General features: G+C 55.2%; 12 protein-coding genes. 9 read left to right on the forward strand and 3 right to left on the reverse strand.

Features of this window, described 5'->3' with window-relative positions; all coding sequences use genetic code 11:
- The first annotated feature begins 1 nt into the window (after position 1).
- Complete coding sequence (locus tag IAE27_RS17075; RefSeq protein WP_154022575.1) at positions 2–1072, forward strand: sn-glycerol-3-phosphate import ATP-binding protein UgpC; 1071 nt, start codon at positions 2–4, stop codon at positions 1070–1072.
- Positions 1069–1809: a glycerophosphodiester phosphodiesterase gene (gene ugpQ, locus IAE27_RS17080; protein ID WP_004106507.1), complete on the forward strand. Its 741-nt coding sequence runs from the start codon at positions 1069–1071 to the stop codon at positions 1807–1809. The genes IAE27_RS17075 and ugpQ overlap by 4 nt, the downstream gene beginning before the upstream one ends.
- A 16-nt stretch (positions 1810–1825) precedes the next feature.
- Here ugpQ and IAE27_RS17085 read toward each other — a convergent pair whose 3' ends face one another.
- Complete coding sequence (locus IAE27_RS17085) at positions 1826–2146, reverse strand: DUF2756 family protein (protein WP_004106506.1); 321 nt, start codon at positions 2144–2146, stop codon at positions 1826–1828.
- Positions 2147–2378: 232 nt separating this feature from the next.
- Between IAE27_RS17085 and ggt the strand changes: the two genes are divergently transcribed.
- Positions 2379–4121, forward strand: coding sequence for a gamma-glutamyltransferase (gene ggt, locus IAE27_RS17090; RefSeq protein ID WP_049129141.1), 1743 nt, complete (start codon positions 2379–2381; stop codon positions 4119–4121).
- 50 nt (positions 4122–4171) lie between these two features.
- Here the strand turns inward: ggt and yhhY are convergent, their stop codons facing one another.
- A complete protein-coding gene (gene yhhY / locus IAE27_RS17095) occupies positions 4172–4663 on the reverse strand; it encodes an N-acetyltransferase (protein WP_064373621.1) in 492 nt (163 codons plus the stop codon).
- Positions 4664–4912: 249 nt separating this feature from the next.
- Positions 4913–5572 carry a bactofilin family protein gene (locus tag IAE27_RS17100; protein WP_004106503.1) on the reverse strand — a complete coding sequence of 220 codons (660 nt, stop codon included), beginning with the start codon at positions 5570–5572 and terminating at the stop codon, positions 4913–4915.
- Between the two features lie 255 nt (positions 5573–5827).
- On the opposite strand from IAE27_RS17100, the gene IAE27_RS17105 reads away from it, so the two are divergent.
- From IAE27_RS17105 to asd, 6 genes are all read left to right on the forward strand, one after another.
- Positions 5828–6865: an oxidoreductase gene (locus IAE27_RS17105; protein WP_049129143.1), complete on the forward strand. Its 1038-nt coding sequence runs from the start codon at positions 5828–5830 to the stop codon at positions 6863–6865.
- Positions 6866–6986: 121 nt separating this feature from the next.
- Positions 6987–7682: a pirin family protein gene (locus tag IAE27_RS17110; RefSeq protein ID WP_004116022.1), complete on the forward strand. Its 696-nt coding sequence runs from the start codon at positions 6987–6989 to the stop codon at positions 7680–7682.
- A gap of 224 nt (positions 7683–7906) precedes the next feature.
- Positions 7907–8902 carry a gluconate operon transcriptional repressor GntR gene (gene gntR / locus IAE27_RS17115; protein WP_004106498.1) on the forward strand — a complete coding sequence of 332 codons (996 nt, stop codon included), beginning with the start codon at positions 7907–7909 and terminating at the stop codon, positions 8900–8902.
- 181 nt (positions 8903–9083) lie between these two features.
- Positions 9084–9614: a gluconokinase gene (gntK, locus tag IAE27_RS17120; protein WP_004106496.1), complete on the forward strand. Its 531-nt coding sequence runs from the start codon at positions 9084–9086 to the stop codon at positions 9612–9614.
- Entirely contained in the window at positions 9614–10954 is a 1341-nt protein-coding gene (gntU, locus tag IAE27_RS17125; RefSeq protein ID WP_004106495.1) for a gluconate transporter, read from the forward strand. The genes gntK and gntU overlap by 1 nt, the downstream gene beginning before the upstream one ends.
- A 449-nt stretch (positions 10955–11403) precedes the next feature.
- The gene (asd, locus tag IAE27_RS17130; protein WP_004106493.1) at positions 11404–12510 is read left to right on the forward strand and encodes an aspartate-semialdehyde dehydrogenase; all 1107 of its coding nucleotides are present in this window, start codon (positions 11404–11406) and stop codon (positions 12508–12510) included.
- The last annotated feature ends 198 nt before the right edge of the window (positions 12511–12708 follow it).

Consider the following 12708-nt stretch of genomic DNA (forward strand, 5'->3'; position numbering starts at 1 on the left):
AATGGCAGGACTGAAGCTACAGGCAGTAACCAAAAGCTGGGATGGCAAAACCCAGGTGATCCAGCCGCTGACGCTGGACGTTGCGGACGGCGAATTTATTGTGATGGTGGGCCCTTCAGGCTGCGGAAAATCAACCCTGCTGCGCATGGTGGCGGGTCTGGAGCGGGTTACCAGCGGCGATATCTGGATTGACCGCAAGCGTGTTACCGAAATGGAACCGAAAGATCGCGGCATCGCGATGGTGTTCCAGAACTACGCCCTCTACCCACATATGAGCGTGGAAGAGAATATGGCGTGGGGTCTGAAAATTCGCGGTTTGGGCAAAGGATTAATTGCTGAGCGCGTCCAGGAGGCTGCGCGCATTCTGGAGCTGGACGGCCTGCTGAAGCGACGTCCGCGCGAACTTTCAGGCGGCCAGCGCCAACGCGTGGCGATGGGACGGGCTATCGTACGCGATCCGGCGGTATTCCTGTTTGATGAGCCGCTCTCCAACCTCGATGCTAAACTGCGCGTGCAGATGCGTCTTGAGCTGCAGCAGCTGCACCGACGGCTGAAAACCACCTCGCTGTACGTGACCCACGATCAGGTGGAGGCGATGACCCTCGCGCAGCGGGTAATGGTGATGAATAAAGGTATTGCTGAGCAGATCGGCACGCCGGTTGAAGTCTATGAAAAACCGGCCAGCCGCTTTGTGGCGAGCTTTATCGGCAGCCCGGCAATGAACCTGCTGGACGGTCGGGTCAGCGACGACGGAAGCCGCTTTGAGCTGGAGGGTGGAATGCTTTTACCTGTCAACAGCGAGCATCGCCGCTATGCCGGGCGTAAGATGACGCTGGGTATCCGCCCGGAACATTTTGCATTAAGCTCCGAAGCGGAAGGTGGCGTACCGCTGGTGATGGATACGCTGGAAATTTTAGGTGCCGATAACCTTGCCCACGGGCGCTGGGGCGCGCAAAAGCTGGTGGTCCGGCTGCCGCACCAGCAGCGTCCGCAGGCGGGCAGCACTCTGTGGCTGCATCTGCCGCAGGAAAGTCTGCACCTTTTTGATAGTGAAACAGGACAACGCGCATGAGTCACTGGCCTTATCCCCATATCGTCGCCCACCGCGGCGGCGGTAAACTGGCCCCGGAAAACACCCTGGCGGCCATCGATACCGGCGCTCGTTATGGCCATACGATGATTGAATTTGACGCTAAGTTATCGAAAGACGGGCACATTTTTTTACTGCACGATGACAATCTTGAACGCACCAGCAACGGCTGGGGCGTGGCGGGCGAGCTGGCGTGGAACGATCTGCTAAAAGTGGATGCCGGCAGCTGGTACAGCGGCAAATTCAAAGGCGAGCCGCTGCCGCTGCTGAGCGAAGTGGCCGATCGCTGCCGTCAGCACGGCATGATGGCCAATATCGAAATTAAACCGACCACCGGCACCGGCCTGGTGACCGGTAAAGCGGTGGCGCTGGCGGCGCGTGAGCTGTGGCAGGGAATGACGCCGCCACTGCTCTCATCGTTTGAAATCGATGCGCTGGAAGCGGCGCAGGAAGCAGCGCCTGAACTACCGCGTGGGCTACTGCTGGATGAGTGGCGCAACGACTGGCGCGAACTCACCGCGCGTCTTGGCTGCGTCTCTATTCATCTCAACCACAAGCTGCTGGATGAAGCGCGAGTGGCAAACCTGAAGGCTGCGGGCCTGCATATTCTCGTCTATACCGTTAATAAACCGCAGCGTGCCGCCGAACTGCTGCGTTGGGGCGTTGACTGTATCTGCACCGATGCGATTGATCTCATCGGCCCACGCTTTTCGGCATAACAGGCGGCAGGCGGCCTTACGGGGTCGTCTGGCGCTGCAGCATCCCACCGTTGTTGTTGGGTAGAGGCTGCTGCCGGTTCAGGTTGTTATTCTGCTGTACCCGCTGCCGATCGTTATTCAACTGCGTCTGAAGATGCTGCTGCTGCGTGCGCGACTGGCTCTGAATACCCTGCTTCAGATTGTTTTGCTGCTGCATTTGCTGGGTCTGCATCTGATTTTGCATCCGCTGCTGGCTGGGCACCACGTACCCCGGCTGATTGGGGTTATTGTCGATATTGATCGGCTGCGCCATGACGCTCAGCGGGACCAGTGCCGCCAGATATAACATTGCTTTCATTGTTCTCTCCTCACTTCGTGGGATCGCTTAAGTCTACTCCGTTTCCGGCGTAACAATGATCTTTTAGGACTTATCAGCCAGGCTTATACCCTAAATAATTCGAGTCGCAAGAAGGTGGCTCCCGATGAGCTTACTCAGGTAAGCGATGCGGGTGACGAGCGCGGACAGCGTAAGTGCGGCCTGAAGTATAACGGGTATCGACGGGGATAAAACACAATTCAGGAGTATGACAATGAGAAGAACAACGCTCTGGCGTCAGGTGGTCATCGCTGCGCTGCTGGCGGGCGGCAGTTTTACCGTCGCGGCAGATCCCGCCCCGCCTCCGGTCTCGTATGGTGTAGAGGAAGATGTTTTTCATCCGGTTCGCGCTCAGCAGGGGATGGTTGCCTCGGTGGATGCGCTGGCAACGAAGGTTGGCGTGGATATTTTACGTCAGGGCGGCAATGCGGTGGATGCTGCCGTGGCGGTGGGCTACGCGCTGGCGGTCACCCATCCGCAGGCCGGTAATATCGGCGGCGGCGGGTTTATGATGCTGCGAACCAAAGACGGTAATACCACGGCAATCGACTTCCGCGAGATGGCCCCTGAACAGGCCACCCGCGATATGTTTCTCGACGATCAGGGCAATCCGGACAGTAAGAAATCGCTGACCTCCCATCTGGCTTCCGGCATCCCGGGAACCGTGGCCGGCTTCTCCCTCGCGCTGGAGAAATACGGCACGATGCCGCTCAACAAAGTGATCCGTCCGGCAATTAAGCTGGCGGAAGAGGGCTTCACGGTCAACGATGCGCTGGCCGACGATCTGAAAACCTACGGCAGCGAAGTGATCCCCGACCATGCCAACAGCCGGGCTATTTTCTGGAAAAACGGCGAGCCGCTGAAAAAGGGCGATAAGCTGGTGCAAAAACAGCTGGGGAAAAGCCTGGAGCTGATTGCCGAGCTGGGGCCGGATGCCTTCTATAAAGGGGCGATCGCCGACCAGATTGCCACGGAGATGAAGAATAACGGCGGACTAATCACCAAAGCGGATCTGGCGAATTACAACGCGGTTGAACGAACGCCGGTGAGCGGCGAGTATCGCGGCTATCAGGTGTTCTCCATGCCGCCCCCATCGTCCGGGGGCATTCATATCGTGCAGATCCTGAATATCCTCGAAAACTTCGATATGCATAAGTACGGCTTCGGCAGCGCCGACGCCATGCAGGTGATGGCCGAAGCTGAAAAGTACGCCTATGCCGACCGTTCGGAATACCTTGGCGATCCGGACTTCGTCAAGGTGCCGTGGCAGGCGCTGACCAGCAAAGCCTACGCTAAATCGATTGCCGGGCAGATTGATGTCAATAAGGCGAAGCCGTCGAGCCAGATTCGCCCCGGCAAGCTGGCCCCCTATGAAAGCAATCAGACTACCCATTTCTCGGTGGTGGATAAGGACGGTAACGCCGTTGCGGTGACCTATACGCTGAACACCACCTTTGGCACCGGCATCGTGGCGGGGAACTCCGGCATTCTGCTGAACAATCAGATGGATGATTTCTCAGCTAAACCCGGCGTGCCGAACGTCTACGGGCTGGTGGGCGGCGACGCTAACGCCGTCGAGGCGAAAAAACGTCCGCTGTCATCGATGTCTCCAACGATTGTGGTGAAAGATGGCAAAACCTGGCTGGTGACCGGTAGCCCGGGCGGCAGCCGCATCATCACCACGGTACTGCAGATGGTGGTGAACACCATCGACTTTGGGATGAACGTCGCGGAAGCCACCAACGCCCCGCGCTTCCACCATCAATGGCTGCCGGACGAACTGCGGGTAGAGAAGGGGTTTAGCCCGGATACGCTGAAGCTGCTGGAGAGCAAAGGGCAGAAAGTGGCGGTGAAAGAGGCGATGGGCAGTACCCAGAGTATTATGGTTGGCCCGGATGGCACGCTGTACGGCGCATCCGATCCGCGTTCGCCGGATGATTTAACCGCAGGGTATTAGGTTTACCCTCACCCCGACCCTCTCCCTGCCGGGAGAGGGTTAGTTGAGCTTCACCCCTTCAGCCGCGCCATAAAGTAGGCATCGACATATTCGCCGTTGCGCAGGGCGTACTTTCTCCCCGTCCCTTCAATTTCAAAGCCTAATTTCTGATATACCGCAACCGCGGGAGCGTTATCCACAAACACCGTCAACTCAATACGGTCAACGCGGAGCCAGTTGTCGCACATGTCGATCATGGTGCGAATCAGCTCACTGGCAACGCCGCGATTGTGCCATCGTGAATCCACGCAAATGCCGAAATCGGCGACGTGGCTCCGGCGCGGGCGCTGGATAACCTCAATGGCGAGGTGTCCCACGACCTGGTCATCTATGCTGGCGACCAGCTGTTTGACGCCCGGTCGGTCGGTTAGTCGCTCGTGCCACATATGGCTGGAAGGATGAGGAACCTGTAGCGTATTGCGATATACCTCCGGCTGAGCATGGATCTGACGGATTGTGTCGTAATCTTTGGCTTCGGCATGGCGTATCACTATGTCGCTCATTCTTCATTTTCCTTGATGGGTTAATCGTCCTTCTAAACATCACTGACTTTAAAAGAGGGATCAACGACTATTTTTTGCAAAAAGAGGTGGACAAGTGCGAATGAGAATGATTATTATTGCTCTGCGTTCAGGGAGACCCTTGCGGAAAGCCTGAAAGCACGACATTGCTCACATTGCTTCCAGTATTACTTTAGCCAGCCGGGTGCTGGCTTTTTTTTTGCTTTTTTTCAGCCTGCGCCCGGATGTAGGTTACTGCGCCGCTTCGGCAGTATGCGCTTCCGCTCTCTCTTTTGTTTCTACCGCGGTATCTGTGATGAATCCCACCACGTTGTTCTTTTCCGCGACCGGCGGCAGCACTTCTGCCTGGCCGGAAAACACGCCGCCCTTTTTAATGGCCAGCGTACGGTAGGCCAGCGTTCCGGTGACGTTACCGTTTTTATCGATTTCAATGGTATCGCTACTGCACTGGCCGATGACGCAGCCGTCAATAACCAGTTCGCGGCAGGTAATGTTTCCCTCCAGCAGGCCGCCGGTCATGATCTTAATTTGGTTCTCTTTCGCGTCGATATCGCCGCTCACTGTGCCGTAGATATCGACATTACCCGCCGCAATAATGTTTCCTTCAAAGCGCATGCCGCTGGCGATGACCGTGGTATCCGGCTTCCTGGCCGCAGAGGTGACTTTGTCGTTGACCGGCGCGGGTACGCTGGCTGGCTGTGGCGTAACGTCGATAGTTTTATTCTTTTTAAACATATGGTTAACCCGATGGTATTGAAAATGAAAAACGAAGGATGACAGGGAGAAAGAACCAGATAACAAGGCCATGTACGTGGATTCGAAGCACCATGCCAGCAGGCCAAGCAGCCAGAAGAGAAGAGCGCTATTTATGGCTAAATACTTGCTTTCCATGCGAATGAGATGGCTACTCCTTAGTCATCGTGGGTTGGAAAAGAGAAGGACGATGCGGCTTACCGCCCGCCAGCGCGCTGGATAAAAAATGTTCTCTTCCTGAGGGGTTCTCTTATCCAGAAATTAGTCTGCGGGGTCAATCATTTTGAACGGTAAATTTAACATTTCAGAATATACCCCTCTGAATGTAGGGTTTAAGTTCGCTGCTGGCTTGCGCTATGGTTAATAGCAGCGATATTAACTAAGGACAGCGTTATGACTTTACACTGCGCATTTATTGGATTCGGCAAAAGTACCACCCGCTACCATCTTCCCTATGTTTTGCACCGAAAAGACCGCTGGCATGTGGCGCATATCTTCCGCCGCAGCGCCAGGCCGGAGGAGCAGGCGCCGCAGTATTCGCACATCCACTTCACCAGCGATCTCGATGAAGTGCTTAACGACCCGCAGGTCAAGCTGGTGATCGTGTGTACCCACGCGGACAGCCATTTTGACTATGCCAAACGGGCGCTGAAGGCGGGTAAAAATGTGCTGGTCGAAAAGCCTTTTACGCCGACACTGGACGAGGCGAAGACGCTATTCGCGCTGGCGAAAAGCAAAGGGCTGACGGTCACTCCGTACCAGAACCGCCGCTTTGACTCCTGCTTTCTGACCACGAAGAAAGTCATTGAGAGCGGCAAACTGGGGGAGCTCGTCGAGATTGAAAACCATTTCGATAACTATCGCCCGATAGATGGTGGAAAGCCTGGCCTACCGCAGGATGGGACGTTCTATGGTCTGGGGGTCCATACCATGGACCAAATTATTGCTCTGTTTGGCCGCCCGGATCATGTGTCTTACGACATTCGTAGCCTGCGCAACCAGGCCAACCCGGACGATACTTTTGAGGCCCAGCTGTTCTACGGCAATCTGAAAGCGATTGTTAAATCCAGCCATCTGGTGAAGCTGCCCTACCCAAAATTCATCGTCCATGGTCATAAAGGGTCATTTATTAAATACGGTATCGACCAGCAGGAGACCAGCCTGAAGGCGAATATCATGCCCGGTGAGCCAGGATTCGGCGCGGACGATACGTTGGGCCTGCTGGAGTACGTCAATGAGGCCGGGGAAACCGTACGGGAAGAGGTTCCGCTCGAAACCGGCGACTATGGCCGCGTCTATGATTCGCTGTATGAAACCCTCGTTAACGGCCAGCCTAATTTCGTCAAGGAATCTGAGGTTCTCACGAATATCGAGATCCTTGAACGCGGCTTTGAGCAGCCGTCTCCCGCCACTATAACCCTTGCAGGATAAGCAACTCCGGCTCCTCTGTACTTGTTCATATTTTTTGAACAGAGGAGTCAATTTTCACCCTCTATGATCGCCAGGGGATTGGGTCCACACTTATCCCATCGAAAACATACGGGGGTGCAACATGATCTACTTACGCAAAGCTAACGAACGCGGCCACGCTAACCACGGCTGGCTGGATTCCTGGCATACTTTCTCTTTCGCGAACTATTACGATCCTGACTTTATGGGCTTTTCGGCGCTGCGGGTTATCAACGATGACGTGATCGACGCAGGCCAGGGCTTCGGTACCCATCCGCATAAAGATATGGAAATTCTGACCTACGTGCTGGAAGGGGCCGTGGAGCATCAGGACAGCATGGGTAACAAAGAGCAGGTTCCGGCGGGTGAGTTTCAGATCATGAGCGCGGGTACCGGTATTCGTCACTCTGAGTACAACCCAAGCGCCACGGAAAAACTGCATCTGTACCAGATCTGGATTATGCCGGAAAAAAATGGCATCACTCCGCGCTACGAACAGCGCCGCTTTGACGCCGTTCAGGGCAAACAGCTGGTGCTGTCGCCGGATGCTCGCGAAGGCTCGCTGAAAGTGTACCAGGATATGGAACTGTACCGCTGGGCACTGCTGAAAGATGAGCAGTCGGTGCATCAGATTGCCGCCGAACGCCGGGTGTGGATCCAGGTGGTAAAAGGTGATGTGACGATTAACGGGACAAAAGCCACCACCAGCGATGGCCTGGCCATTTGGGACGAGCAGGCGATTTCCGTGCATGCTGACGGCGATAGCGAGATACTGCTGTTCGATCTGCCGCCAGTCTGATACGCGTCATCCTTCAAGCCGCATTTTTGTTGGCTCTCCTTACTCACCCCGGTCGCGTACCCCTTGTACGCTTCCGGGGGTTCGTTGCGTTGCCGCCTCAATGCAACTTGAATGATTTTGCGTATCCACTCTAAATTAATCTGTTAGCCCTCTTTTCTCCGGGAAGGTTGGGCTTTGTCCGTGATAAACTGAGAAAATGTCTCCCGTTTATCACAGTCAGGACGATGAAAAAGAAAAGACCCGTACTTCAGGATGTAGCCGATCTTGTCGGCGTGACCAAAATGACGGTCAGTCGCTATTTACGTAACCCGGAACAGGTTTCCGAAGCGCTGCGTGGCAAGATTGCCGTTGCTCTCGATGAACTGGGTTATATTCCTAATCGCGCCCCTGATATCCTCTCTAATGCTACCAGCCGCGCCATTGGCGTGCTGCTGCCCTCGTTAACTAACCAGGTCTTCTCGGAAGTGCTGCGCGGTATTGAAAGCGTAACCGACTCTTTCGGCTATCAGACTATGCTGGCGCACTACGGCTATAAGCCGGAAATGGAAGAAAAACGCCTGGAATCGATGCTCTCCTGGAATATTGACGGCCTGATCCTTACCGAACGGACCCATACGCCGCGAACCCTGAAGATGATTGAAGTCGCGGGTATCCCGGTTGTGGAGCTGATGGACAGTCAGTCGCCGTGCCTCGATATCGCCGTCGGCTTTGATAACTTTGAAGCGGCCCGACAGATGACCGCGGCGATTATTAATCATGGTCACCGTCACGTTGCCTATCTTGGCGCACGTCTTGATGAACGTACTATCATCAAACAGAAGGGGTATGAGCAAGCGATGCTTGATGCCGGTATGACGCCCTACAGCGTGATGGTTGAGCAGTCTTCTTCTTATTCATCGGGAATTGAGCTGATGCGCCAGGCGCGTCGCGAATATCCGCAGCTTGACGGCATTTTCTGTACCAACGATGACCTTGCGGTCGGCGCAGCGTTTGAGTGCCAGCGGCTGGGGCTTAAAATCCCTGACGATATGGCGATTGCCGGTTTCCACGGCCACGATATTGGCCAGGTGATGGAGCCGCGTCTGGCCAGCGTGCTGACGCCGCGTGAGCGTATGGGACGGATTGGCGCTGAACGTCTGCTGGCGCGGATACGCGGTGAAGCGGTGACGCCTAAGATGTTAGATTTAGGTTTCACATTGTCACCGGGCGGATCTATTTAAACTGACAAATTTGAAGTAGATCACACATATTCACATCTGGCACGAATGGTTATTGCTTCTCCACTACTCCGGCATGACAATGTTACCGATAACAGTTACCCGTAACAATTAATCTGTACGCCAGTATTCCACGCCGTTAAACGCTGCCAGGCTGCGCGTATGTGTCCAGTGGGAGGAAGCTTTGAGCACGACTAACCATGATCACCACATCTATGTCCTGATGGGCGTTTCCGGCAGCGGGAAATCCGCTGTCGCCAGCGAAGTGGCGCATCAACTGCACGCCGCGTTTCTCGACGGCGACTTTCTTCATCCGCGCAGCAATATCAACAAGATGGCTTCCGGCGAACCGTTAAATGATGACGACCGCACCCCGTGGCTGCAGGCGCTGAACGATGCCGCCTTTGCTATGCAGCGCACCAATAAAGTGTCGCTGATTGTCTGCTCCGCGTTGAAAAAGAGCTATCGCGACATCCTGCGTAAAGGTAACCCGAACCTCTCCTTTATCTATCTGAAAGGCGATTTTGCGGTTATCGAACAACGTCTGAAGGCGCGTAAAGGCCACTTCTTTAAGACTCAGATGCTGGTTACGCAGTTTGAGACGCTGCAGGAACCGGGCGCGGATGAAAGCGATGTGTTAATCGTCGATATCGACCAGTCATTGGAAGGCGTGGTCGCCAGCACCATTGAGGTGATCAACAAAGGCAGTAACTAGTGAGTACATTAACGCTTGTTTTGACAGCAGTCGGCTCCGTTTTGCTGCTGCTGTTTTTAGTCATGAAGGCGCGTATGCATGCCTTCGTGGCTTTGATGGTGGTTTCTATTGGAGCAGGGCTTTTTTCCGGAATGCCGTTAGATAAGATCGCGGCGACGATGGAAAAAGGCATGGGCGGCACGCTGGGTTTTCTGGCTATCGTCGTCGCGTTAGGGGCTATGTTTGGTAAGATCCTGCATGAAACCGGCGCGGTCGACCAGATTGCCGTTAAGATGCTGAGATCTTTCGGCCACAATCGCGCCCATTATGCGATAGGTCTGGCCGGGCTTATCTGCGCGCTGCCGCTGTTTTTTGAAGTGGCGATCGTGCTGCTGATCAGCGTGGCTTTCTCAATGGCGCGCCATACCGGCACCAACCTTGTGAAGCTGGTGATCCCGCTGTTTGCTGGCGTAGCCGCCGCGGCCGCGTTCCTGCTACCGGGGCCTGCGCCGATGCTGCTCGCCTCGCAGATGCATGCCGACTTTGGCTGGATGATCCTGATTGGCCTGTGCGCCGCTATCCCGGGGATGATTATTGCCGGGCCGCTGTGGGGTAACTTCATCAGCCGCTATGTTGAACTGCACATTCCGGACGATATTAGCGAGCCACACCTTGGCGAAGGCAAAATGCCGTCGTTCGGCTTCAGCCTGTCGCTGATTCTGCTGCCGCTGGTGCTGGTTGGCCTGAAAACCATCGCCGCGCGCTTTGTGCCGGAAGGTTCTACCGCTTACGAATGGTTTGAGTTTATCGGCCATCCGTTTACCGCGATTCTGGTGGCGTGCCTGGTGGCTATCTATGGTCTGGCGGTACGTCAGGGAATGGCTAAAGATCGGGTGATGGAGATTTGCGGTCATGCGCTCCAGCCTGCGGGCATCATCCTGCTGGTCATCGGTGCGGGCGGGGTGTTTAAACAGGTGCTGGTCGACTCCGGCGTAGGCCCTGCCCTCGGTGAAGCGTTAACCGGTATGGGCCTGCCGATTGCCATCACCTGCTTCGTGCTGGCGGCGGCGGTGCGTATTATTCAGGGTTCCGCGACCGTTGCCTGCCTGACGGCAGTCGGGCTGGTGATGCCGGTTATTGAACAGCTGCACTACAGCGGCGCGCAGATGGCGGCGCTCTCTATCTGTATCGCCGGCGGTTCTATCGTGGTCAGCCACGTTAACGACGCGGGCTTCTGGTTGTTCGGCAAGTTTACCGGCGCGACCGAAGCGCAAACGCTGAAAACCTGGACGATGATGGAAACCATCCTCGGCACCGTCGGGGCGATTGTTGGTATGATTGCGTTTACGCTGTTGAGCTAAACGCCAAAGTGATAACCCGGCGGAGCGAAGCGATGCCGGGTTAATTTCATGCTCGACTTATATCGAAAACCTTTAGCTTTAACCCTCTCCCGATCTGCCACTATCAGAAATACGATAAACGTCATACGGCTCACAAACCCACGCCACGCCTGGTTTTATCGGTCTTCTCCGCAAGAATAAAACAACCCAATTTCTGCTGTAATCCATAATCTTGATCAATAAAATAGCGGCGGAAAATATTCCCTTCTCAATCTAAATTCCCTGATAATTATTCGGGTATTCCGGGGTGCCAGTGACGGCGGCCGCCAGGCAAAATTAGCTGCGTTACTGATTGCCTGGCAATCATTGATTAATTTCACTTGCGACTTTAGCTGCATTTTGTAATGTGAAGGACTAACCAGTAGGAAACTGGCCTGGAACAAACAGCACACACCTCGCAGGAATACGTTATGAAAAATGTTGGTTTTATCGGCTGGCGCGGAATGGTCGGCTCTGTCCTCATGCAACGCATGGTAGAAGAGCGCGATTTTGACGCCATTCGCCCTGTTTTTTTCTCCACCTCCCAGTTGGGGCAGCCTGCTCCATCCTTTGGTGGCAGTACCGGTGGCACGCTTCAGGATGCATTCGATCTGGAAGCACTGAAGGCGCTGGACATTATTGTCACGTGTCAGGGCGGCGATTACACCAACGATATTTACCCGAAGCTGCGTGAAAGCGGCTGGCAGGGCTACTGGATTGACGCCGCCTCTTCGCTGCGCATGAAAGACGACGCCATCATTATTCTTGACCCGGTGAACCAGGATGTCATTACCGCAGGTCTGAACAACGGCGTTAAAACCTTTGTCGGCGGCAACTGTACCGTTAGCCTGATGCTGATGTCCCTCGGCGGCCTGTTTGCTCAGGATCTGGTTGAGTGGGTGAGCGTGGCGACTTACCAGGCGGCTTCCGGCGGCGGTGCGCGTCATATGCGCGAACTGCTGACCCAGATGGGCCAGCTGCACAGCCATGTTGCGGCTGAGCTGGCGGATCCGGCTTCCGCAATCCTGGAGATTGAACGCAAAGTCACCTCTTTGACCCGCAGCGGCGAACTGGCGGTGGATAACTTTGGCGTTCCTCTGGCGGGCAGCCTGATCCCATGGATCGACAAACAGCTGGATAACGGCCAGAGCCGTGAAGAGTGGAAAGGCCAGGCGGAGACTAACAAAATCCTCGCGACCGCCTCACCGATTCCGGTAGACGGCCTGTGCGTTCGCGTTGGCGCGCTGCGCTGCCATAGCCAGGCGTTTACCATCAAGCTGAAAAAAGATGTTTCTATTCCGACCGTTGAAGAACTGCTGGCCGCGCACAACCCGTGGGCCAAAGTGGTGCCGAACGATCGTGATATTACTATGCGTGAGCTGACCCCGGCTGCCGTCACCGGCACCCTGACCACCCCGGTGGGGCGCCTGCGTAAACTGAATATGGGGCCGGAGTATCTGTCGGCGTTCACCGTTGGTGACCAGCTACTGTGGGGGGCCGCCGAGCCGCTCCGCCGTATGCTAAGACAGCTGGCGTAGTCGTCACAAGATGAGAAAAGGGGTGTTGAAACACCCCTTTTTTTTGCGTAATACAAGGAGTAAACGCGAATGTTAGATTTTTCCCAACGGAGGTAACTCAGCCTTGGCTATGCTTTAAGTAAGGAGTCATGACGTCTCCTTACCTGAAGGTGGGACGGAGCAGGGGGACGCGTAACGTGCTGCGCCGTTCAGGTCAAA

The sequence above is a fragment of the Klebsiella sp. S69 genome (assembly GCF_016516145.1).
Classification (GTDB): domain Bacteria; phylum Pseudomonadota; class Gammaproteobacteria; order Enterobacterales; family Enterobacteriaceae; genus Klebsiella; species Klebsiella oxytoca.